Consider the following 21906-nt stretch of genomic DNA (forward strand, 5'->3'; position numbering starts at 1 on the left):
GTGTCTCGTGGTTCGGTGTCACCTGGTTCCCAGGGCGTTGCGCAGGGCCTTGAGGTTGGACTCCTGGACCGAGAAGTAGTCCGTGCCCCGGGACGTGGACGTGATGCCCTCGATCGGGTCGAGGACGTCCGTCTTCAGCCCGGCGTCGGCGGCGATGGTCTTCGCGGTCCTGTCGCTGACGAGCGTTTCGTAGAACACGGTCGTCACGCCGTCGGCCTTCGCCGTCTTCTCGAGGTTCTTCACGTGGGCGGCGCTGGGCTCGGACTCGGGGTCGAGGCCGTTGATGGCCTCCTCGGTGAGGCCGTAGCGCTCGGCGAGGTAGCCGAAGGCGGCGTGGGTGGTGACGAAGACCCTGGTCTGCGTGTTCGCCAGGCCGTCCTCGAACCGGGTGTTGAGGTCGTCGAGTTTCTTGACCAGGGCCGCGGTGTTCTTCCTGTAGTCGGCCGCGTGGCCGGGGTCGGCCTTCTCGAAGGCCTTGCCGACGCCCTCGGCGACCTGGGCGTAGCGCACCGGGTCGAGCCAGATGTGGGGGTCGAGGCCGGACAGTTCCCCGTTCTTGGAGTCGTCGTGCTCGGCCGCGTGGCCGCCGGCCTCGTTGCCGTGCTTCTCCAGCGTGGTGAGGGAGGCCGCGTCGATCTTCGTCTTGATCCGGGACTGGGCCACCGCGTCGTCGACGGAGGGCTGGAGGTTCTTGAGGTAGAGCACCGCGTCGGACTCCTGGAGCCGCGCGGTCTCCCGGGCGCTGATCTCCAGGTCGTGCGGTTCCTGGCCGGGCTGGGTGAGACTGGTGACGTGGACGTGGCTCCCGCCGATCTGCTCGGCGAGGAAGGTCATCGGGTAGAACGACGCGACGACGTCGAACTTGTCCGTGTTGCCCGCGGCGCTCGCGCCGGAGCAGGCGGAGAGGCCGGCGAGACCGAGGGCGGTTGCCGCGGTCGTCGCCACCGCGGGTATGAGGCGTCGTCGTACGTTCATGACAGTCATTTTCAACGAAACTGGAAACCGTTGTCAACAAGCCCCGTGAAGGGCTGAGCGCGGGACCGATTTGGTTGAGGGGGAGCACCCGCCGGTACCCTGAAGCATTCGCTCTGAAGCGTCTCGCTTCGTCGCCCGTCGTCGTAATGAAGAGAGCACCGTGGCCGCCGACAAGATCGACACCATCGTCAGCCTGAGCAAGCGCCGTGGCTTTGTATTCCCCTGCAGTGAGATCTACGGCGGACAGCGCGCCGCCTGGGACTACGGGCCGCTGGGTGTCGAGCTCAAGGAGAACCTCAAGCGCCAGTGGTGGCGCTACATGGTGACGTCGCGCGAGGACGTGGTCGGTATCGACTCGTCCGTCATCCTGGCCCCCGAGGTCTGGGTGGCCTCCGGCCACGTCGCCACCTTCACGGACCCGCTGACCGAGTGCACCTCGTGTCACAAGCGGTTCCGCGCGGACCACCTGGAGGAGGCGTACGAGGCCAAGAAGGGGCACCTTCCGGAGAACGGCCTGGCGGACGTCAACTGCCCCAACTGCGGCAACAAGGGCCAGTTCACCGAGCCCAAGCAGTTCTCGGGCCTGTTGTCCACCCACCTCGGCCCGACCCAGGACTCCGGCTCCGTCGCGTACCTGCGCCCCGAGACCGCCCAGGGCATCTTCACCAACTTCGCCCAGGTGCAGACCACCTCGCGCCGCAAGCCCCCGTTCGGCATCGCCCAGATGGGCAAGTCCTTCCGCAACGAGATCACGCCCGGCAACTTCATCTTCCGCACCCGCGAGTTCGAGCAGATGGAGATGGAGTTCTTCGTCAAGCCGGGCGAGGACGAGAAGTGGCAGGAGTACTGGATGGAGCAGCGCTGGAACTGGTACACCGGCCTGGGCCTGCGCGAGGAGAACATGCGGTGGTACGAGCACCCGAAGGAGAAGCTCTCCCACTACTCCAAGCGCACCGCTGACATCGAGTACCGCTTCCAGTTCGGCGGCAGCGAGTGGGGCGAGCTGGAGGGCGTCGCCAACCGCACCGACTACGACCTCGGCGCCCACTCCAAGGCCTCGGGCCAGGACCTGTCCTACTTCGACCAGGAGGCCGGCGAGCGCTGGACGCCGTACGTCATCGAGCCCGCGGCCGGTGTCGGCCGCGCGATGCTGGCGTTCCTGCTCGACGCCTACGTCGAGGACGAGGCGCCCAACGCCAAGGGCAAGATGGAGAAGCGCACCGTCCTGCGCCTGGACCACCGCCTGGCCCCGGTGAAGGTCGCGGTGCTCCCGCTCTCCCGCAACCCGGAGCTGTCGCCGAAGGCCAAGGGCCTCGCCCAGGCGCTGCGCCAGCACTGGAACATCGAGTTCGACGACGCCGGCGCCATCGGTCGCCGCTACCGCCGCCAGGACGAGATCGGCACGCCGTACTGCGTCACGGTCGACTTCGACACGCTCGAGGACAACGCCGTGACGGTGCGTGAGCGTGACTCGATGAAGCAGGAGCGCGTGTCGCTGGACCAGATCGAGGGCTACCTCGCGAGCCGCCTGATCGGCGCCTGATCCACGGCTTTCCCGGTGCCGGGCCCCTCCGGGGGCCCGGCACCGCCGTGTCTACAGGTCCAGGTCCAGGTCCGCGTAGAGCGCGGCGTGGTCGGAGGCCTCGGTGGCCTTCGAGGTCACGGTGTCGAACGGCTTGGGCTGTTCGAAGATCCCGCGCGTCTCGAGGCCGACGTGCTGGATCCGGTGCCACAACGGCGGCGGGAACAGCAGGTAGTCGAGCTTGTCCCGGGCCTCGCACTTCCCGTGCGTGCCGCGCAGTTCTCCCGCGTAGGCGGGGTGGCTCATCGCGTCACGCAGGCCGGTGTCGAGCAGGGCGGCGACCGGTTCGCTGTCCAGGTCGTCGTTGAGGTCGCCGGCGACCATGACGTACGGGGAGCGCTCCAGGGCGGCCTGGTGGATCTGCGCGACCCGCCGGGCCTGGGCCAGGCGCAGCGCCGGGTCGTCGTTGGACTTGCTCTTGAGGTGGTTGCCGAGGAGCACCAGGGGCGTCCCGTTGAACCGGATCTCGAACTCGGGGCAGTCGCGGCTGAACAGATGCTCGCCGGGACGCTCCGGGTCGGGATCGAAGACGTGGGACCGGATCGAGGTGATCGGGTGACGGCTGAGGATCCCGATGTCGATCCCGCGGCTGTCGTTGCCGTCGATCAGCATGTTGTAGGGGTACGGCCGCCGCCCGAGCGCGCCGGCCAGGATCTGCCTGTTGAAGCGCTCCAGGGTGAGCCGGTCCTCGACCTCCGGCATGAGCAGGATGTCGGCGTCGACCTCGGCGACCACCCGGCCGGTGTTCCGCACCGCGTTCTCGTCGAGGTCGTCCTGCGTGAGTTCGGCCCAACCGGCCCACGCCCCACGGCCCTTCGCGGTGACATCGATGTGGTCGGGGTGGGCGGGCGGCGGCTTGAACAGTCCGGCTTCCCTGCCGGGGCGGATCTGGTTGATGTAGATCGGCGGGGGGTTGTCCGGGTCGATGGCGTAGGCCCGGTGCTTCAGGATGAGCCGGCCGATCCGCTCCTTGTCCGCGGCCGTGTAGGTCGGCAGGTCCAGCAGAGAGACCAACTCGAGGAAGTCGTCGAGGACTTCCTGCCGCTGCGTCCCGTCCGGCAGGCCGAAGGCCTTGGGACGGCGGAAGAGGTTCTCCGCGTTGAAGGTGGCGATACGGAGGATCATGGCAGGCCTCCTCGAGCGGCGCGCACACCGCGCGCCGGGCGGCAGGCGCCGCCAAGTGACTGCTCGCTGACCATTCCCATTGTCCGAGGCGTGCGGGAGGGTGTCCAACGGAGGGCTGCCCGCACCTCGGCGTGTGGTGACTGGTCCGGCATACCGACCGGCGATTGGCCCTGTTTCCCGGTCCACGGCGTGCGCCAGGGTGACGGTATGAGCCTCGCCTTCCTGCTGACCACCCTCGTCATCGTCGCCACCCCCGGCACCGGCGTCGTGTACACCCTGGCCGCCGGGCTCTCCCGGGGCCGTCGGGCGAGCGTCGTCGCCGCCTTCGGCTGCACGCTCGGGATCGTGCCGCACGTGCTCGCCACGGTCACCGGGGTCGCCGCGCTGCTCAACGCGAGTGCGGCGGCGTTCCAGGTGCTCAAGTACGCCGGTGTCGCCTACCTCCTCCACATGGCCTGGGCCACCGCGCGGGACAAGGAGGCGATCACGGTGGACGAGGACACCGCCCCGCGCTCGGCGGCGCAGGTGATCGTCCGGGCGGTGCTGGTCAACCTGCTCAACCCGAAGCTGACGATCTTCTTCTTCGCCTTCCTGCCGCAGTTCGTCAGCCCCGGGGAACCGCACGCGGTGGTACGGATGCTGGGGCTGAGCGGTGTCTTCATGCTGCTGACGTTCGTCGTCTTCGCCGCGTACGGCATCCTGGCCGCCTCGGTGCGCAGCCACGTCACCTCGCGGCCGCGCGTGATGACGTGGCTGCGGCGCAGCTTCGCGGGATCGTTCGTGGCGCTGGGCGCGAAGCTCGCGCTGACGGCCCGCTGACCCGGGTCAACGGCCCTGAAGTGCCCTGACGTTGTCGCCGAAGGTCCAGTTCTTCGAGCCGTCCCAGTTCACCGACCAGGTCATCAGGCCCTTGAGCGAGGTGCCGTAGTGCTTCCAGGCCTGGGAGACCAGGGACGGTGACATGTAGCCGCCGCCCGCGCCGGACTGCGCGGGCAGGCCGGGTACCTGCTTGTCGTACGGCACCTTCACGGTCGTACCCTGCACGACCAGCCCCTTGTTGAGGCAGTCGGTCTGGGCGGTGAAGCCCGCGACCGTGCCCGCCGCGTAGGAGTCGCCGGAGCAGCCGTACATGCTGCCGTTGTAGTACTGCATGTTCAGCCACCACAGACGGCCGTTGTCGGCGTACTTCTTGATGATGGGCAGGTAGGCGCCCCAGATGGAGCCGTAGGTGACGCTGCCGCCGGTGACGTATGCGGTTTCCGGGGCCATCGTCAGGCCGAAGTTGGACGGCATCTTCGCCAGTATCCCGTCGATGATGCGGATCAGGTTGGACTGGGACGTGGAGAGCTGGGTGATGCTGCCGCTGCCGACCAGCCCGGTCTCGATGTCGATGTCGATGCCGTCGAAGTTGTACTTCTTCAGGATCGGCACGATCGTCGCCACGAAGCGGTCGGCGACGGCGGTGGAGCTGAGGTCGATGCCGGCCGCGGCGCCCCCGATGGAGAGCAGGATCGTCTGCCCGGACGCCTTCGCCGCGCACATCTCCGCGGGCGTCGCGACCTTCACGCCCGCGTCCATGCCGTCCTCCCAGAGCGCGGTGCCGTCGGAGCGGATGACCGGGAAGGCCGCGCTGAGCACGTTGTAGCCGTGCGCGGCGATGCGGGAGTCGGTGACGGGGGTCCAGCCGAAGGGCGGGTGGACCCCGTTGCTCGAACCGTCCCAGTTCTCCCAGTAGCCCTGGAGGACCTTGCCGGCCGGGCGGGACTTCACGGCGCAGGTGTCCGCGGCGGAGGCGGCGGGGGCGGTGGCGAGGGCGAGAGGGGCGAGGAGCGCTGCGATCAGCGTGCCGGCGAGCAGGCGCAGTTTCCGGCGGATCATGCGGGGCCTCCCGGTGGGGGTGCGGCGAGGTGTCGTAGGCATGACAGTGCGCGTGGTCCAGACCTCTCGTCAATAGGTCTGGACCAAAAGGCCCTCCAAGGTCACGAGCAAGTGACAGCTGACAGATATTGAAATCTGTCAGCTGTCATGTCAGGGTGAGGGCATGGCGATGCACACCCGATCCCTCGGTACCACCGGCCTCCACGTCTCCGCCCTCGGCCTCGGCTGCATGGGCATGTCCGCGCTGTACGGTGACGCGGACCGGGCCGAGTCCGTCGCAACCGTCCACGCCGCCCTCGAGGCCGGCGTCACCCTGCTCGACACCGGCGACTTCTACGCCATGGGCCACAACGAGACGCTGATCGGCGAGGCCCTGCGCGCCGCCCCCGCCGCCCGCCGCGAACAGGCGCTGACCAGCGTGAAGTTCGGCGCGCTGCGCGACCCGGACGGCAACTGGGCCGGCTACGACGGCCGCCCGGCCGCCGTGAAGAACTTTGCCGCCTACTCCCTCCAGCGCCTCGGCGTCGACCACATCGACGTCTACCGGATCGCCCGCGTCGACCCGGACGTGCCGATCGAGGAGACCGTCGGCGCGATCGCCGAGCTGGTCGAGAAGGGGTACGTCCGGCACATCGGCCTGAGCGAGGCCGGCGCCGACACCATCCGCCGGGCCGCGGCCACCGCGCCGATCTCGGACCTGCAGATCGAGTACTCGCTCATCTCCCGCGGCATCGAGGACGAGGTCCTGCCGGCCACGCGCGAGCTGGGCATCGGCATCACGGCGTACGGCGTCCTCTCCCGCGGCCTGATCTCCGGCCACTTCACCGCCGACCGGGAGCTCGCCGCGAACGACTTCCGGGCGCACTCGCCCCGCTTCCAGGGCGAGAACCTCCGGCACAACCTGACCCTCGTCGAGGCGCTGCGGAAGATCGCCGAGCAGAAGGGCGTCAGCGTCGCGCAGATCGCCATCGCCTGGGTGCTCTCGCGGGGCGAGGACATCGTGCCGCTGGTCGGCGCCCGCACCAGGGAGCGGCTGGCCGAGTCGCTGGGCGCGCTCGACGTCACGCTGGAGGCGGCCGACCTCGCGGCCATCGAGGAGGCCGTCCCGGCGGGCGCGGCGGCGGGCGACCGCTACCCGGCCGCGCAGATGAGCCACCTCGGCAGCAAGTAGGGAGCGGGGTACGGTCTGGGTCATGTCTCCGACCACCGAAGCCCTGACCGCCGAGCGCATCCTCGAGACCACCGAGGAGGTGCTGCGCCGCCACGGACCGGCCAAGGCGACCGTGGTGGACGTGGCCCGGGCGCTCGGTGTCAGCCATGGCAGCGTCTACCGCCACTTCCGTACGAAGGCGGCGCTTCGGGAGGCGGTGACGAAGCGGTGGCTGGACCGCACGTCGGAGGTCCTGTCCGGGATAGCCGCCGACGGGGACCGCGACCCGGAGTCCCGGCTGCGCGCGTGGCTCGGGGCCCTGTTCGAGGCCAAGCGCAGCAAGGCGGGCGACGACCCCGAGCTGTTCGCCACGTACATGGTGCTGGTCGACGAGAGCGGCGCGGCGGTCGCCGAGCACATCACCGACCTGACCGGCCAGCTGACCCGGATCATCGAGGCGGGCGTCGGCGCGGGCGTCTTCACCACCCCCGGCCCCGCCACCGCCGCCCGCGCCGTCTTCCAGGCCACCGGCCGCTTCCACGACCCGTGCTACGCCCCGGAGTGGAAGCTGCCCGGGGTGGAGGACGACTTCGCGGCGCTGGTGGACCTGCTGGTGCGCGGCCTACGGCGCGGTTAGGACCCGGTGGTGGCGGTCGCAGTCGTGGGACCACCACTCCCGCGGCGCCGGAAAGTCATCGGACCGGACATCACCGCACCCGCCGGGCCGCTCACGCCGCCGTGGGATCCACCGTCGCCTGATGCGCCTCGGCCAGATGTTCCTCGGCCTTCAGCCAGGGCAGGAACTGCGCGCCCTTCCGCCAGCCGCAGGTGTCGCATCTGATCGTGCGCTGGATGCCCGTACGCCGCACCCGGACGACATGCTCCCGGCCGTGCTGGTCCCAGCGGCTGACCTTGCTCGTGTGGCGCGCGTTGGTCTGCTCTTTCGGCGGCATGGTCAAGGAGTGTGCAGCAAGACCAACATCAACGGGCATCTCTTCCCGGCGAGTTGGCCAAGCTGTGTCCCGCGGCCGATGACCGGAAGTGCTCGGTGCCTTGGTGCAGACCATTGACAGGCCGGCGTCCTGTCGCTGTCATATGAGGCCGTCGGCATGTGGGAGCGCTCTCAGGGGCGCCTTCTCACGATTCGCCGCACCGTCCGGATTCCCCCGAGTCTTCCTGGAAGCCCACCAATTGTCATGATCAAATCAAGATCAGCCGGTATGGGCGCCGCTGACAACGTTGCCCCGCCCCGTCGCCGTCTCTTCGTGGCCGCCGCGGCCATAGCGGCGGCCACCCTGGCCGCCGTCCTGCCCACCGCCACCGCCTCCGCGACCGGCTTCGTGGTGAGCCGGGCCCAGTTCCAGCAGATGTTCCCGGACAAGAACGCCTTCTACACGTACGACGCGCTGGTCGACGCGATGGACGCCTACCCCGCCTTCGCGCACACCGGCAACGACCGGGACCGGAAGCTGGAGGCGGCGGCCTTCCTGGCCGACGTCAGCCACGAGACCGGCGGTCTGCGCTACATCAGGGAGCAGAACACGGCCAACTGGCCGACGTACTGCGACACTTCCCGCCATTACGGCTGCCCGGCCGGGCAGGCGGCGTACTACGGCCGCGGCCCCCTCCGGATCAGCTGGAACTTCAACTACAAGGCGGCCGGCGACGCGCTGGGCGCCGACCTGCTGCACCACCCCGAACTGGTGGCGACCGACGGCCAGGTCTCCTGGAAGACAGCGCTGTGGTACTGGAACACCCAGACCGGTCCCGGGACGATGACACCCCATCAGGCGATGGTGTCCGGCGCCGGGTTCGGCGAGACCATCCGCAGCATCGACGGCGCCGTCGAATGCGACGGCCGCGACCCCGCAGAGGTGCAGGACCGGATCAGCCTCCACCGGCAGTTCGCACAGATCCTCGGCGTGACCCCGGGCACCAAGGTGTCCTGCTGAACCAAGCACCCGGGCGGCGGGCTGAACTCCACGTCCCACGTGCGTTCCTGATCCTCCGTCCGTCATCCCGGACGACGTCCAAGAGAGGCGACAAGAGCGATGACTCGTGCAATATCCTTCGTCCGCGTGGCCGTCGGGGCCACCGCGCTCGGCGCGCTCGTGGTGCTGGCGCCCACGGGTTCGGCCGGTGCCGCCCCTGCCGTGAAGGGGGCCGCCGACGACCAGTGCTGGGCGACGCACTACGGCCCCGTGCCGCCCGGCGCCCTGACCGCCAGCGGCGAGGTCTTCGACAACAGCGCCGACACCGCGGCGACCTCCCTGACCCGCAACCCGCAACTGCCGTTCGGCACCAGGGTGAAGGTCACGAACGTCGCCAGCGGCGCGTCCCTGGTCGTCCGCATCAACGACCGCGGCACCTTCCAGCAGACCCCGCAGTCGCCCAAGTGCCTCGACCTGACCGACGGGGCCTTCAGCCGGCTCGGCGGGATCCTCAACCCCGACCAGGGCCACATCGTCGTCACGCAGCAGGTGGTGGGCTGATGCCGCGGAAGAAGGCCTCGGGGCTCGCGGCGCTGCACGCCGGGTGCGGTGCCGCGGCCCTCTCCTCCGCCGCGCAGGCGGCACCGGTCGCCGGAGCCGGCGCCGTCATCAGCGACCTCTGAGGGACCTCGGGGAGTGATGACCGAACCGGCTGTCCGGCCGGGGTGCCGGACAGCCGGTCAGCCGATCGTGCGCGGCAGCCGCAGGCTGAGCAGCCCGGTCAGGGCCACCCCGGCCAGCTGCACCAGGAGCGTCGTCACCAGGGCGTCCCGCATGCCCAGGCCGGGGATCAGGGAGAGGAAGAGCGTGCCGAGGGCGGCCACGCCGAGCGCCAGCGCCGACTGCTGGGTGGTCATCATCACGCCGCTGCCCACGCCGGCCCGGGCGGGCTGCACCTCGGAGAGCACCACCCGGAAGATGATGGGGAGTTGGAGGGCCTGACCCGCCCCGGCGAGCGCCGCTCCGGGGAGCAGTCCGGCGAAGCCGAGGTCCGGCCAGGAACGCCAGGCGGCCAGCGCCATCAGCCCCACGCCGATGCCCTGGATCAGCGCGCCGGCGGTCACCACCCGGGTGCCGAACCGGGCGACCAGCCGCGGCCCGGCGAGCGAGACGAAGAAGAACACCACGGCCATGGGAGCGAGCGCCAGTCCCGCCGCGACCGAACCCAGCCCCGCGCCCCGCTGCAGCGCCACCGCGATCACGAACATGAAGCCGCTGAAACCGATGGAGAACGGCACGATCATCACCAGCCCGCGCCTGAGCGACTCCAGCGCGAACAGGCTCGGCGGCACCAGCGGCGTACGGCCCTGCCGGTCCGCCCGGCGCTCCACCGCGTAGAACGCGGCCGCCACGCCCGGGAACGCGGCCAGCGACACCCACGTCCACAGCGGCCAGCCCGCCGCACGGCCCTCGGTCAGCGGCGCCAGCAGGGCGAGCAACGACACGGCGAGCAGCACGGTCCCCGGCCCGTCCACCGGCTCCGGGTGCTGGGAGCGGGTCTCCGGCACGGCGCGGGCGGCCAGTATCAGCCCGACGATCACCACCGGAACGTTCACCAGGAACACCGCGCGCCAGCCGGTGCCCGCGATGTCGGCGGCGACCAGGACCCCGCCGAGGATCTGGCCGGCCACCATGGACAGGCCTGCCGTCGCGCCGTACAGGCCCATCGCCTTGGCGCGGCGCGTCCCCGAGGTCGCCGACTGGATGGTGGCCAGCACCTGCGGCAGCGTCGCCGCGGACGCGGCGCCCTGCGCGACCCGCGCCGCGACCAGGCTCCAGGCGCTGGGCGCGAGTCCGCACGCCAGCGAGGTCACGCCGAAGGCGGCCATACCGCCCAGGAAGAGCCGGCGGCGGCCGAACAGGTCGCCGAGCCGGCCGCCGAGGACGAGCAGGACGGCGTACGCCAACCCGTAACCGGCGACGACCAGTTCCAGCACGGCCTCGCCCGCGTGCAGGTCGGTACCGATGGTGGGCAGGGCGACGTTGACGATGAAGAAGTCGACGAGAGGCAGCGAGGCGGCCAGCAGGACGGTGAACAGCCCCAGCGGGCCGAGCACCGGTGGTGCCGCGGGAGAGCGGACGGTGGGCGTCGTGGCGGTTTCGGTCATGGTCCCGAGCCTGGGCCCAGGCCCAGACTGGTACCAGAGTCTTCTTATCCTGGTAGCAGGACTACCTGGCAACAGGGTCCGCGAGGCGGCAGGCTGAGGGCATGACGACCACGGTCCAGGAGAACACCGCCCTGCCGGCCCGGGGTTCGGAGATCAGGCGCCACGAGCTCGCCGCCTTCCTGCGCAGCCGCCGCGAGCGGATCGCCCCGGAGCAGGTGGGGCTGCCCCGCGGAACCCGCCGCCGCACGCCCGGACTGCGCCGCGAGGAGGTCGCCCAGCTCTCCGCAGTCGGCGTCACCTGGTACACCTGGCTCGAACAGGCCCGCGACATCCAGGTCTCCGTGCAGGTCCTCGACGCACTCGCCCGCACCCTCATGCTGGACGCCAGCGAACGCGCCCACCTCTTCCAGCTGGCCGGCTCCACCGACCCCACGCCCGCCGCGCTCTGCTCGAGTATGACCCCGGCCCTGCGCGAACTGCTGCGCCGCCTGGAACCCGTACCGGCCTGCATCCAGAACAGCCGGTACGACATCCTCGCCTACAACCGCACCTACGCCCGCCTCATGGGCGACCTCGACGCCGTACCGCCGGAGGACCGCAACTGCATGCTCCTGGTGTACACGAACGCCGAGTGGCAGTCGGCGATCGTCCGCCTGGAGGAGACCAAGCGCCTCATGGCCGCCAAGCTGCGTGCCTCGATGGCGGGCCATCTCGGAGAGCCCGCCTGGAAGATGCTGCTCAAGCGCCTGGAGGCGGAGTCCCCGGACTTCCGCGAGACCTGGGAGCGTTACGAGGTGGTCGGCGCCCGCAGCAAGACCAAGCAGTTCCGCAACCCGTACGTGGGCCTGCTCACCCTGGACCACACGGACCTGTGGCTGACCCCGGAGGCCGGGGCGCGGATGGTGACGTACGCGCCGTCGGACGAGGAGACCAGGGAGCGCCTGGAGAAGCTCTGCGCGCTCGCCCTCGCGCAGGAGGATCAGCTGGTCACGCCCGCCGCTTCCGGGACCTCGGCCGACTCCAGCCGCTGAGCGGTGTGTTCGGCCGTGCGGCGGGCCCAGCGGCCGTTGGTGAGCGCACCGAGCACGAACACCGCGAGCCCGCAGGCCGCGAGGATCCACCAGCCGGGCCGGGCCGCCGACACGAACGCGGTCCGGTACGAGGACGAGCCGATCCCGGACGCCAGCACCGCCCCGATCACGGCAACCCCCAGCGTCTGCCCGAGCTGCCTGCTGGTGGAGGCGACGGCCGCCGCGACCCCCGCCTGGGCCCGCGGCATCCCCGACACCGCCGTGTTGGTGATCGGGGCGTTCACGAAGCCGAAGCCGATGCCGAACAGTACGTAGCCGAGGACGAGCGTGACGTTCGACGTCTCCGCCTCGAACGCGGCGAACAGCACTGCGCTGACGGTCATCGCGAGCCCCGCGACGAGCAGCGGAATCCGCGGCCCCCGGCTGCCGACGAGCCGTCCGGACAGCGGGGCGCACAGGAACGTCGGCACGGCCATCGGCAGCATCCACAGGCCGGCGTGCAGGGCGTCGAGTCCGCGTACGTTCTGCAGGTACAGCGTCGACAGGAACAGGAAGCCGCCCAGCGCCGCGAACGCGCTGATCGCGATCACCGTGGCCCCGCTGAACGGAGCCGAGCGGAAGAAGCGCAGGTCGATGAGGGGTTCATCGCGCCGGGGTTCGTACCGGAGCAGGCCGAGCAGCGCCACGAACGCGACCACGGCGAAGGGCAGCACCGTCCCCGGGCCGGAGTCCGGCGCCTCGATGATCGCGTACGTCAGGGAGCCGAACAGGGCGATCACCAGCAGCTGGCCGACCGGGTCGGGGCGGCGGGCCCGCGGGGCGCGGGACTCGGGGACGAAGCGCAGGGTGAGCAGGAGCGCGGCCAGGCCGACCGGCAGGTTGACCCAGAAGATCGAGCGCCAGCCGACCGACTCCACCAGCAGACCGCCGATCAGCGGCCCGGCGGCCATGGATATGCCGACGACCGCGCCCCACACGCCGATCGCGCGGGCGCGTTCGCGCGCACCGGTGAAGGTGTTGGTGATGATCGACATGGCGACCGGGTTGAGCATCGAGCCGCCGACCGCCTGGATCATGCGGAAGGCGACCAGCGCCTCGAGGCTGGGTGCGAGGGAGCACAGCAGCGATCCGGACGTGAACACGATCAGGCCCACCATGAAGACCTTCTTGCGGCCGACCCGGTCGGCGGTGGAGCCCGCTAGCATCAGCAGGGAGGCCAGGACGAGCGTGTAGGCGTCGATCGTCCACTGCAGGCCGGACGTGGTGGCACGCAGGTCGCGCTGCATGGAGGGCAGGGCCACGTTCAGGGCGGTGACGTCGAGGCTCACGAGGAGCAGGCTCATGCAGCAGATCGCGAGCACGAGCAGACGTCGGCGATGGCTGAGCTCGGGCATGGGCTCCATCGTACGCCGATTTCGATAGTACCTCTAACTAATGAGTGTTCCATGTTATCGCGCCGACCATCCCCGCGCGTGCGTGACAATAGGGGAATGTCCACGCCCACGTCTGCTCTGCGGATCGGCCCGCACACCGTCCGGCCCCCCGTCGTGCTCGCCCCCATGGCGGGGATCACCAACGCGCCCTTCCGCACGCTGTGCCGGGAGTTCAGCGGTGGCAAGGGGCTGTTCGTGAGCGAGATGATCACGACCCGGGCGCTGGTCGAGCGCAACGAGAAGACCATGCAACTGATCCACTTCGACGCGACCGAGAGGCCGCGCTCGATCCAGCTGTACGGCGTCGACCCGGCCACCGTCGGCAAGGCCGTCCGCATGATCGCGGAGGAGGACCTCGCCGACCACATCGACCTCAACTTCGGCTGTCCGGTCCCGAAGGTGACCAGGAAGGGCGGCGGCTCCGCCCTCCCGTACAAGCGCAACCTGCTCCGTGCGATCCTCCGCGAGGCCGTCAGCGGCGCCGGGGACCTCCCGGTCACGATGAAGATGCGCAAGGGCATCGACGACGACCACATCACCTACCTCGACGCCGGCCGCATCGCCGTCGAGGAGGGCGTCACGGCCATCGCCCTGCACGGCCGCACCGCCGCCCAGCACTACGGCGGCACCGCGGACTGGGACGCCATCGCCCGTCTGAAGGAGCACGTACCGGAGATCCCCGTGCTCGGCAACGGCGACATCTGGTCGGCCGAGGACGCGCTGCGGATGGTGCGGGAGACCGGCTGCGACGGCGTGGTCGTCGGGCGTGGGTGCCTCGGCCGCCCGTGGCTGTTCGCGGACCTGGTGGCGGCCTTCGAGGGGCGTACGTCCTTTGCCCGCCCGACCCTGCGTGAGGTGGCCGACGTCATGGTCCGGCACGCCACCCTCCTCGGCGAGTGGATCCGCGACGAGTCCAAGGGCGTCGTCGACTTCCGCAAGCACGTCGCCTGGTACCTGAAGGGCTTCGCGGTCGGCTCCGAGATGCGCAAGCGGCTCGCGATCACCTCCTCGCTTCAGGAGCTGCGGGCCGGCCTGGACGAACTGGACCTCGACCAGCCCTGGCCCGCCGGCGCCGACGGGCCCCGCGGCCGTACGTCCGGCAACAACCGGGTGGTGCTGCCGGACGGCTGGCTGAAGGACCCGTACGACTGCGCCGGAATCGGCGAGGACGCGGAGCTGGACACCTCCGGGGGCTGACCCCGGGGAGGGTCAGCCCTTCTTGGGGTGCGGGGTCGAGCCGTACGCCGTCAGGAACCTGTCCCGGAAGGAGCTCATCTTCCACACCGGGGCGTCGTGGGCGGGGCGCAGCCCGTCCGTCCAGTTCCAGTCGGCGACCTTGTCCAGCACCTTCGGGTCCTTGGCGACTATGGAGACCGGCACGTCACGGCTGGCGTGGTTGCCGCTGACCCGGGCGATGGGCTGGTGGTCCCCGAGGAAGACCAGGACGGTGTCGTCGGTGCCGTAGCGCTCCAGCCACTGGGTGAGGGCGGTCACCGAGTACTGGATCGACTTGCCGTACTCCTGCCGGGACCTGGTGGTGTCGGCGATGACGTCGGCCGGCTTGTTGCCCGCCGCCTGGATGCTGTCGAAGACCGAGCCGTCGCCGAGCTGGTCCCAGTCGACCATCTTCGGGATGGGCGCCCAGGGCTGGTGGCTGGAGGTCAGGATGAGCAGCGACATCAGCGTCCTGCCGCCGACGCGCTTCTTGCTGTGCACCCGCTCCTGGTACTGCTGGAGCGCGTACTGGTCGGGCATGGTCGACCAGCTGAACTTCGGGCCCTGGTAGCCCAGCTGGAAGGCGTTGTAGACCTTGTCGAGGCCGTAGAACTTCTGCTCCGGCCAGCCCTTCTGCACCCCCGGCATGACACCGACCGTGTCGAAGGCGCCGGTCTTCTTGAACGCCTCGGTCAGGCTGAGGTGGTCGCTGGCCATGACGGTTCGGTAGCGCTGCTGGTTGCTGATCCACAGGCCGGACATGGTGGTGGAGTGGCCGAGCCAGCTGCTGCCGCCGTACGTCGCCGAAGTCAGCCAGCCGCTCTTGGCGTGGAAGCCCGCCTTGGCCAGGGCCTTGGTGCGGGCGTCCAGCGTCTGGTCGACGCCGGGCGCCATGATCGGATCCTCGATGGCGCTGCGGCCGTAGCTCTCGACGAACGTGAAGATCATGTCCTTGCCGCGCAGGTCGGGCACCAGCTCGCCGCCCGGCGTGTTGCCGAAGGCGTCGACCTTGGCCACCTTCGCGAACTCCGCCTCGTCGTGCAGGGTGTTGACGACCTGATGCGCCTGGATCTTCAGGGCGGAGGCGGTGCGGTCGGAGGCGATCGGCACGCCGGATATCTGGATGCCGAAGGAGGAGCAGGTGATCCACACGACGCCGGCGATCAGCGTGCCCCGGGTGGCCGTGCCGGTGTTCCGGGCGAGGAGGTTGCTCAGCCGGACCGTGGCCAGGGCCAGCAGCAGGAACAGCAGCAGCACGAGGACGACGACGCCGACGGTGGCGGCGAGCGTGGCCGTCCTGCCGAAGGAGTCGTTCAGATACGACTGCGCGTCACCGAGCAGGCTCCAGTCGAGGATGGGGTTGAAGCCCCGGCCGAGGTACTGGTTGAAGCCCATGTCGAGGAAATTCAGCACGGTCATCGCCCCGAGCGCGACCCCGGAGACGGCGGCCAGCACGATCCGGGGCCTGCGCGGCAGCGCCAGCATCACGGCGGCCCCGATGATCGCCTCCGCCGGTATCCGCGCGAACTTCATCGGCCGCAGCGCGACCACGGTGTTCGGCAGCAACAGCGCGGCCATCACCAGCGCGGCGGCCAGCACCGTGACGGTGACGGACAGCACGGCGGCCGCCGTGGGGTGCGCCGCCCGCCAGGCTTCCCGCCGCCGGCGGATCCGGGCCCGCCCACTTCGGGCGCGGCGGGCGGGGGCGGGAGTGATTTCGGGGGCACGGGGCTGACCGGCGGCCTCCGGGCCGGGCGCTTCGGGGCCGGCTGCGTCGTCGGCGGTGTCCGGCCCGGGGGCTTCTCCGTCGGCTGCGTCCGCGGGGGCGGTCGTGGGGAGCGTGGGCCCGGGTGCGGTCTCCCGGCCGGGTGCCTCCCCCGCGCTCGCCTGAGCGGCGGTCCCGGACCCGCCCTCGGGGGCCGTCTCCGGGGTGGCGGTCCCGCCCGCGGATTCCCGGCCGGAGGCCTCGGGCGCGGGCGTCCGGCCGGTGGTTCCCCGGCCGGTGGCCGCTTCCGGCGGGGCGGGCTTCTCGTCGGTGGCTTCAGCGGCGGACCCGAGCGCAGCCTCCCGGGCGGGGCCTGCGGGGGCGGTTTCGGAGTCGGCGGCCCCGGACGCGGCCTTGGAGCCGGTGGGCCCCGCGGTCCCGTGCCCGGACCTCGCCCCGGACGGGGCGTCAGCGGCCTCGGTGCGACTCGTGGCCCGCGTGCCGACCCCGGCGTCCCCGATCCCGGCCCCGGGCTCCTCGACTTCCGGCCGCACGGCGGAGCCGTCCGTGTCCGGTGACTGGCGAATGCTCGTGTGCTGAGGCAACCCGGAGGTCCTTCCGTGCGGGCCCGTGAACGGCGGTGGCGGGCCCCGCGGGGAGGCAGGGGCCCGCCGTCATCCCGTACGGTTCGCCTCCGGTGCCTGTTCACGGCCCCGGGCAAACACCCGGCAAACGGCTCGTCAACACTCGCCACGCCCGGTCCTAGGCGCCGCCCACCGCCGTGAGCAGCGCCAACGGGGCCGCCGCGGAGCGGGACTCACGGACGCACGCGTGCGGGTAGGGCACGGGCTCGGCGTGGGTGTCGCGGCCGTACCCCGCGAGGACCTCCGGCAGCCGGTGCCCCGTGGCCGTCGCCGCGTCGACCAGGGCGTGGGCGACCGTGCGGGCCTCGTCGTGCAGTCCGTAGCGGGCCAGGCCCAGGGTGAGCAGCGCGTTGTCGTGCGGCCAGACCGAGCCCCGGTGGTACGACAGGGGGTGGTACGCCGGCTGCCCGGACGCCAGCGTGCGGACGCCCCAGCCCGAGAAGAAGTCCGGTTCCAGGAGCCTGCGGCCGACCAGCCCCCCGTACTCCTTGTCCAGCAGCCCCGACCACAGCAGATGCCCCGCGTCCGAGGCCAGCGCGTCCACCTGGCGGCCCTCCCCGTCCAGCGCGAGGGCGGGGAAGGAGTGCTCCGGCATCCAGAAGTCCCGCTGGAAGCGGTCCCGGAGATCGGCGGCGGCCTGTTCCAGGAGGGCCGCGTAGGTCTCGTCGTCCCACACGGTGCGCGCCACCCACGCCGTGCGGCGCAGCGCGTCGTACGCGTAGCCCTGGGCCCCCGCCGCCATCACCGGCCCGTGCGGGCGGGTGCCGTCGGCCGAGCAGATGGCGCCGGGGGAGTCCTTCCAGTTCTGGTTGGCGAGGCCGCCCCGGTCGGCGCGGTAGACCAGGTAGCCGCGGGAGGTCAGCCCGCCGTGGTCGAGCATCCAGCCGATCGCCGCGCGGGCGTTGGGCTCCAGGTGGCGGGCGAGGGCCGCGTCCCCGGTCTGTTCGACGTACGCGCCGAGCAGGATGAGGAACAGCGGGGTCGCGTCGACCGAGCCGTAGTACCGCCCGTACGGCACCTGTCCGAAGTGCGCCAGCTCCCCGTGCCGTACCTCGTGCACGATCTTGCCGGGCTGGGCCACCGAGGCCGCGATGGTCCCGGTCGCCTGGGTGGCGGCGAGCGCGGGGAGCGTGGCGGCGGCCAGGCGGGGGCGGTAGGGGAGGGTGAACAACGACGTCAGCAGGGCGTCCCTGCCCAGCAAAGTCAGGAACCACGGCGCGCCCGCCGCCGGCACGCGCAGTTCCTCCCCGTCCGGTCCGGTCGCCGGGACCTGGAGTGCCGCGAGGTCGGCCAGGCCCCGCGCGCAGGCCGCCGCCAGCTCGGGCCAGCCGGTCGGGAAGGCCACACCTTCCACGAACTCGCCTTCCAGCGCGAGGAGTTGCTCGTTCAGCGCGGCCGGGGAGCGCGGCACCCTGAGGGCCCGTTTCTCGCCGTGCGGCCGGGCGATGACCCGCAGCACCAGCTCGACCGTGTCGTGCGGTTCCAGCTCCAGGGTCCACACCAGCCGGCGGGCGCCCGTGCCCGTCTCCTCCACGCCGTCGGGGACGGGGTCGGCCGTGATGGTCGTACAGGACCGCCACTCGCCGCGCCGGTAGGTGAACTCCAGGCCGTCGTCCAGGACCTGGCGGGAGCGTACGGCGCCGGTCTTGGCGTACGTGCGGTGGTCGGAGCGCAGTTCGAACTGGTCGGTGAAGTCGGCGTCGGCGGTGATCGCCAGGCGGACCGTGGTGGGCACCGGGCGGTTGCTGGTCACCCTGAGGGACTCCACGAACGAGCTGTCGCCGACGGCCTGTTCACGGAAGAGGGTGTGCGCGGGCGGTTCCTGCCGGCCACCGCGCGGGACCAGGACGCAGCGCGCGCCGTCCCCGTCGGCGACCGGTGTGAGCACCTCGGGCACCGCGCCGTCGACGGTGAGCTGCCAGCGGCTGAGGTGCCGGGCGTCGCGGACGAACCAGCCGTCCGGGGAGCCGCCGCCCCGGACGCCGCTGATGTCGCCCCGGTCCCCCACGGCGGCGAAGGTCGCCCCGTGCACGAGCAGATGATGCCGGTCCGTCATCCCCGGTCCCCTCCCTTGTCACTCCTGTCGAACGTGCCGAGGCCCGTCGGGGACACGCCCTGTGCGGGGTGTCCGGGGGACTCGTGGAGCAGATCGAGCGTGAGCGCGGCGGTCCAGCTGAAGCCGGCCGCACCGCAGGCCTCGCCGGTGTACGGGTCGACGTACTCGGCGAACCCGGTCGCCTCGGCGGTGTGCAGGATCGCCGACCGCAGTGCGTCGGCCCGCTCCCGTTCGCCGTGCGCGCGCAAGCCCCGCTCGACCAGCCAGCCGGTGTTGAACCAGGCCGGGCCGCGCCAGTAGCGGTGCGGGTCGAAGGCCTCGCCGAGCAGGTCGTAGCTGGGTACGAGGCGGGTGGTGGCGCCCAGGCCGAAGTGCGGGCCGGTGAGCGTGCCGACCAGTGCGGCGGTGATGTCGCGGGGCAGGCCGGGCAGGAGGAGCGGGATCAGGCCCGAGACGCTGCGTTCGGGGATCAGGTTCCCGCCCCGTACGTCCCGGCAGAAGAACATGCCCTGCGCCGGGTCCCACAGCCGCTCTACCAGCGCCGCCGTCAGGCGTTCCGCGCGCGCGTGCCGGGCCGTGCCGGTCGCGCCCAGTTCCTCCGCGATGCGGGCGAGCGCGTGCTCGGAGGCGGCGAGCAGGGCGTTGAAGGCGGGGTCCTCGACGGCGAACTCGCCCTCCCGTCTCCCACCACCGCCCTCGACCGAGGCCCTGCGGGCCGCCCCTTCGTCCGTGCCGTCGGCGTATCCGCGGTCCCGGTAGTCCGTCGCCAGCCGCACGTACCGCCCGTAGTCCAGGTCCGTCGGCCGGTCCTCGGGTGCGCCGTGGTCGAGGTCGGCGCGGCGGAAGGAGCGGGCCGGGGCGGGCGTGATCCGGGCGAGCGGGGCGTCCCAGCAGGGGCTGTTGTCCATGCCCTGCTCCCAGGGATGCACGACGGCGGCCAGGCCGCCCCCGCCCAGGTCGCGGCGGTGCAGCAGATAGCGGTGCCAGGCGGCCAGCCGCGGGTACACCCGGGCCAGGAAGCCCCGCGCGTGCGACAGCCCCGGGTCGGCGCGGTGCACCAGCCAGGCCGCCAGCGCGTGCACCGGTGGCTGCACGATGCCGGAGGTCTGTACGGTGCGCGGGGCGCCCGCAGCGCGCCCCGCGGTCGAGGAGCGCCAGAAGTCGGGGCTCGGGAAGTAGGCGTCGAGGGGGACGGAGGGGTTGAAGACGATGTGCGGGACGCGCCCGTCGCCCCACTGGGCGGCCAGCAGCGTCTCCAGCTCCGTCTGCGCCCGTAACGGCGAGACGTGCCTGAGGCCGATCGCGATGAACGCGGAGTCCCAGGACCACTGGTGCGGATACAGGCTCCGCGAGGGCACCGTCGACGTGCCCCGCCAGTTGCCCTCCAGCACGCGTGCGGCGCTGACGTGCAGCGACCCGGCCGCGGGCGGCGGATCGTATGCGATCGCACGCGCGGCGCGGCGGGCGGTGAGCTGGGCAGTGCGATCCACTCGGGGCTCCCCGAAAGACGTCCGGCCGATCGGTTCGGCCGTGGCTACCGTAGAGTTACGCCTATTTAACACGCAAAACTCAATATGTAATGCAAGCTTGAGAAACACAAGGGGGTGCGCATGAGCGGTCGGAGTCAGGCGAGCGCCGGCGATCTGCTCGAACTGGTACGCACCGGGCGTGCCACCACGCGCGGTGCCCTCCAGCAGGTGACCGGTTTGTCCCGGGCCACCGTCGGCCAGCGACTCGACCGCCTCTTCCGGGCCGGCTGGCTGCGCGAGGGTGCCGGGGGTCCGGTCGACTCCCCGCTGGGCGGGCGCCCCTCGATCACCCTGGAGTTCGACGACGCCCACGCCGTCGTCCTCGCCGCCGACCTCGACACCCGGCACGCCCGTGCGGCCGTCCTCACGCTGACCGGCGAGATACTCGCCGAGCACTCCGGCACGCTGGCCGTCGACGACGGCCCGGACGCCGTACTGGGCGAGCTGGGCCGGTGGTTCGGCGAACTGCTGGAGAAGGCCGGCCATCGGGCGGCGGAGGTCTGCGGCATCGGCCTCGCCGTCCCCGGCCCGGTGGACCGAGAGACCGGCCGGGTCGTCCAGCCGCCGATCATGCCCGGCTGGGACGGCTACGACATAAGGGGCCGCCTGTCCCGCGCCCTCACCGAGCACACCGGCGCCCCGCCCGTCCCCGTCCTCGTCGACAACGACGCCAACCTCATGGCGTACGGCGAGCAGCGCACCGGACACCCGGACTGCTCGGCGTTCGTGCTGGTCAAGGTCTCGACGGGGATCGGCGCCGGGGTTGTGGTCGACGGCTCGATCTACCGGGGCATCGACGGAGGCGCCGGGGACATCGGGCACATCCGGGTGCCGGAGGGCGCTCAGGCGCTGTGCCGGTGCGGGTCGTACGGCTGTCTGGCCGCCGTCGCCAGCGGGGGTGCCGTGGCCCGGCGGCTCGCCGAGTCGGGTGTGCCGGCCGCCAGCGGCTCGGACGTGCGGGACCTGCTGGCGTCCGGGCACCCGGAGGCGGCGGCGCTCGCCCGGGAGGCCGGGCGCCGGGTCGGGGACGTCCTGGCGACCGTCGTGACGCTGCTCAACCCCGGCGTGCTGATGATCGCCGGGGACCTGGCCGGCACGCCCTTCCTCACCGGCGTACGGGAGCTGCTCTACCAGCGGGCGCTGCCGCGCTCCACCGCCCACCTGGACGTGGTGACCTCGCGGCTGGGGGAGCGGGCCGGGCTGGTGGGGGCCGGGGCGCTGGTCGTGGAGTACCTGTACGCGCCGGAGCGGGTGGAGGAGCGGCTGTCGGCGCTGGGGGTGTGACGTCGTGTTTCCCGTCCGGATCCCCGTCCGCATGGTGAAATCCGAGCCCGTGTGGCAGCGTGATTCTCGCCACCCTTGATAAGGGTTGCGCTCAGATGAGCGGATCTTGCGCGACTGCACTTCTCCAAGGGGTGGCACTCGGTGCCACCCTGTGATCGTTCATCGATCGAAATCGTAGGTGTCGCCACTCGCTCATCTGA

19 protein-coding genes are annotated in these 21906 nt (G+C 71.5%); 10 read left to right on the forward strand and 9 right to left on the reverse strand.

Translation table 11 applies throughout. The features are described from left to right. Nucleotides 1-18: 18 nt before the first annotated feature. Nucleotides 19-975 (reverse strand): metal ABC transporter substrate-binding protein, encoded by a 957-nt coding sequence (locus ACIBBH_RS33695; protein WP_399411236.1) that lies wholly within the window; start codon nt 973-975, stop codon nt 19-21. A 160-nt stretch (nt 976-1135) separates the two neighbouring features. Here ACIBBH_RS33695 and ACIBBH_RS33700 point away from each other — a divergent pair, with 160 nt between their 5' ends. Continuing rightward, the gene (locus tag ACIBBH_RS33700) at nt 1136-2518 is read left to right on the forward strand and encodes a glycine--tRNA ligase (RefSeq protein ID WP_399411238.1); all 1383 of its coding nucleotides are present in this window, start codon (nt 1136-1138) and stop codon (nt 2516-2518) included. 51 nt (nt 2519-2569) lie between these two features. Here the strand turns inward: ACIBBH_RS33700 and ACIBBH_RS33705 are convergent, their stop codons facing one another. Next, entirely contained in the window at nt 2570-3682 is a 1113-nt protein-coding gene (locus ACIBBH_RS33705) for an endonuclease/exonuclease/phosphatase family protein (protein ID WP_399411240.1), read from the reverse strand. Nucleotides 3683-3889: 207 nt separating this feature from the next. On the opposite strand from ACIBBH_RS33705, the gene ACIBBH_RS33710 reads away from it, so the two are divergent. Then, nucleotides 3890-4501, forward strand: coding sequence for a LysE family translocator (locus ACIBBH_RS33710; RefSeq protein ID WP_399411242.1), 612 nt, complete (start codon nt 3890-3892; stop codon nt 4499-4501). A 6-nt stretch (nt 4502-4507) separates the two neighbouring features. On the opposite strand, the gene ACIBBH_RS33715 is transcribed toward ACIBBH_RS33710, so the two are convergent. After that, on the reverse strand, nt 4508-5560 hold the full coding sequence (locus ACIBBH_RS33715; RefSeq protein WP_399411244.1) for a chitinase: 1053 nt from the start codon (nt 5558-5560) through the stop codon (nt 4508-4510). Nucleotides 5561-5723: 163 nt separating this feature from the next. Here ACIBBH_RS33715 and ACIBBH_RS33720 point away from each other — a divergent pair, with 163 nt between their 5' ends. Next, nucleotides 5724-6731, forward strand: coding sequence for an aldo/keto reductase (locus ACIBBH_RS33720; RefSeq protein WP_399411246.1), 1008 nt, complete (start codon nt 5724-5726; stop codon nt 6729-6731). A gap of 22 nt (nt 6732-6753) precedes the next feature. Then, the gene (locus ACIBBH_RS33725) at nt 6754-7347 is read left to right on the forward strand and encodes a TetR family transcriptional regulator (protein ID WP_399411248.1); all 594 of its coding nucleotides are present in this window, start codon (nt 6754-6756) and stop codon (nt 7345-7347) included. Between the two features lie 91 nt (nt 7348-7438). Here the strand turns inward: ACIBBH_RS33725 and ACIBBH_RS33730 are convergent, their stop codons facing one another. Beyond that, entirely contained in the window at nt 7439-7663 is a 225-nt protein-coding gene (locus ACIBBH_RS33730; protein WP_399411249.1) for a hypothetical protein, read from the reverse strand. Between the two features lie 267 nt (nt 7664-7930). On the opposite strand from ACIBBH_RS33730, the gene ACIBBH_RS33735 reads away from it, so the two are divergent. The 3 genes from ACIBBH_RS33735 (at nt 7931) to ACIBBH_RS33745 (ending at nt 9324) form a co-directional block, all read left to right on the forward strand. After that, a complete protein-coding gene (locus ACIBBH_RS33735; RefSeq protein ID WP_399411251.1) occupies nt 7931-8662 on the forward strand; it encodes a chitinase in 732 nt (243 codons plus the stop codon). Nucleotides 8663-8761: 99 nt separating this feature from the next. Then, nucleotides 8762-9202 carry a septal ring lytic transglycosylase RlpA family protein gene (locus ACIBBH_RS33740; RefSeq protein ID WP_399411253.1) on the forward strand — a complete coding sequence of 147 codons (441 nt, stop codon included), beginning with the start codon at nt 8762-8764 and terminating at the stop codon, nt 9200-9202. Next, nucleotides 9202-9324, forward strand: a complete 123-nt coding sequence (locus ACIBBH_RS33745; protein ID WP_399411255.1) for a hypothetical protein — start codon at nt 9202-9204, stop codon at nt 9322-9324. Before ACIBBH_RS33740 ends, ACIBBH_RS33745 begins: the two co-directional genes overlap by 1 nt. Before the next feature lie 57 nt (nt 9325-9381). Here ACIBBH_RS33745 and ACIBBH_RS33750 read toward each other — a convergent pair whose 3' ends face one another. Next, nucleotides 9382-10809: an MFS transporter gene (locus ACIBBH_RS33750; protein WP_399411257.1), complete on the reverse strand. Its 1428-nt coding sequence runs from the start codon at nt 10807-10809 to the stop codon at nt 9382-9384. Between the two features lie 101 nt (nt 10810-10910). On the opposite strand from ACIBBH_RS33750, the gene ACIBBH_RS33755 reads away from it, so the two are divergent. Continuing rightward, complete coding sequence (locus ACIBBH_RS33755) at nt 10911-11840, forward strand: helix-turn-helix transcriptional regulator (protein WP_399411259.1); 930 nt, start codon at nt 10911-10913, stop codon at nt 11838-11840. On the opposite strand, the gene ACIBBH_RS33760 is transcribed toward ACIBBH_RS33755, so the two are convergent. Continuing rightward, entirely contained in the window at nt 11789-13234 is a 1446-nt protein-coding gene (locus tag ACIBBH_RS33760; RefSeq protein ID WP_399411261.1) for an MFS transporter, read from the reverse strand. The genes ACIBBH_RS33755 and ACIBBH_RS33760 overlap by 52 nt on opposite strands. Nucleotides 13235-13330: 96 nt before the next feature. On the opposite strand from ACIBBH_RS33760, the gene dusB reads away from it, so the two are divergent. Next, the gene (dusB, locus tag ACIBBH_RS33765) at nt 13331-14470 is read left to right on the forward strand and encodes a tRNA dihydrouridine synthase DusB (protein WP_399411263.1); all 1140 of its coding nucleotides are present in this window, start codon (nt 13331-13333) and stop codon (nt 14468-14470) included. Between the two features lie 12 nt (nt 14471-14482). Here dusB and ACIBBH_RS33770 read toward each other — a convergent pair whose 3' ends face one another. The 3 genes from ACIBBH_RS33770 to ACIBBH_RS33780 form a co-directional block, all read right to left on the reverse strand. Then, a complete protein-coding gene (locus tag ACIBBH_RS33770; RefSeq protein ID WP_399411305.1) occupies nt 14483-16066 on the reverse strand; it encodes a CDP-alcohol phosphatidyltransferase in 1584 nt (527 codons plus the stop codon). Nucleotides 16067-16955: 889 nt separating this feature from the next. Continuing rightward, entirely contained in the window at nt 16956-18893 is a 1938-nt protein-coding gene (locus tag ACIBBH_RS33775; RefSeq protein ID WP_399411265.1) for a glycogen debranching N-terminal domain-containing protein, read from the reverse strand. Further along, a complete protein-coding gene (locus tag ACIBBH_RS33780) occupies nt 18890-20383 on the reverse strand; it encodes an MGH1-like glycoside hydrolase domain-containing protein (protein WP_399411267.1) in 1494 nt (497 codons plus the stop codon). The genes ACIBBH_RS33775 and ACIBBH_RS33780 overlap by 4 nt, the downstream gene beginning before the upstream one ends. A 120-nt stretch (nt 20384-20503) precedes the next feature. On the opposite strand from ACIBBH_RS33780, the gene ACIBBH_RS33785 reads away from it, so the two are divergent. Further along, nucleotides 20504-21706 (forward strand): ROK family protein, encoded by a 1203-nt coding sequence (locus ACIBBH_RS33785; protein ID WP_399411269.1) that lies wholly within the window; start codon nt 20504-20506, stop codon nt 21704-21706. The last annotated feature ends 200 nt before the right edge of the window (nt 21707-21906 follow it).

This window comes from Streptomyces sp. NPDC051636 (genome assembly GCF_044453765.1).
Taxonomy (GTDB): Bacteria; Actinomycetota; Actinomycetes; order Streptomycetales; family Streptomycetaceae; genus Streptomyces.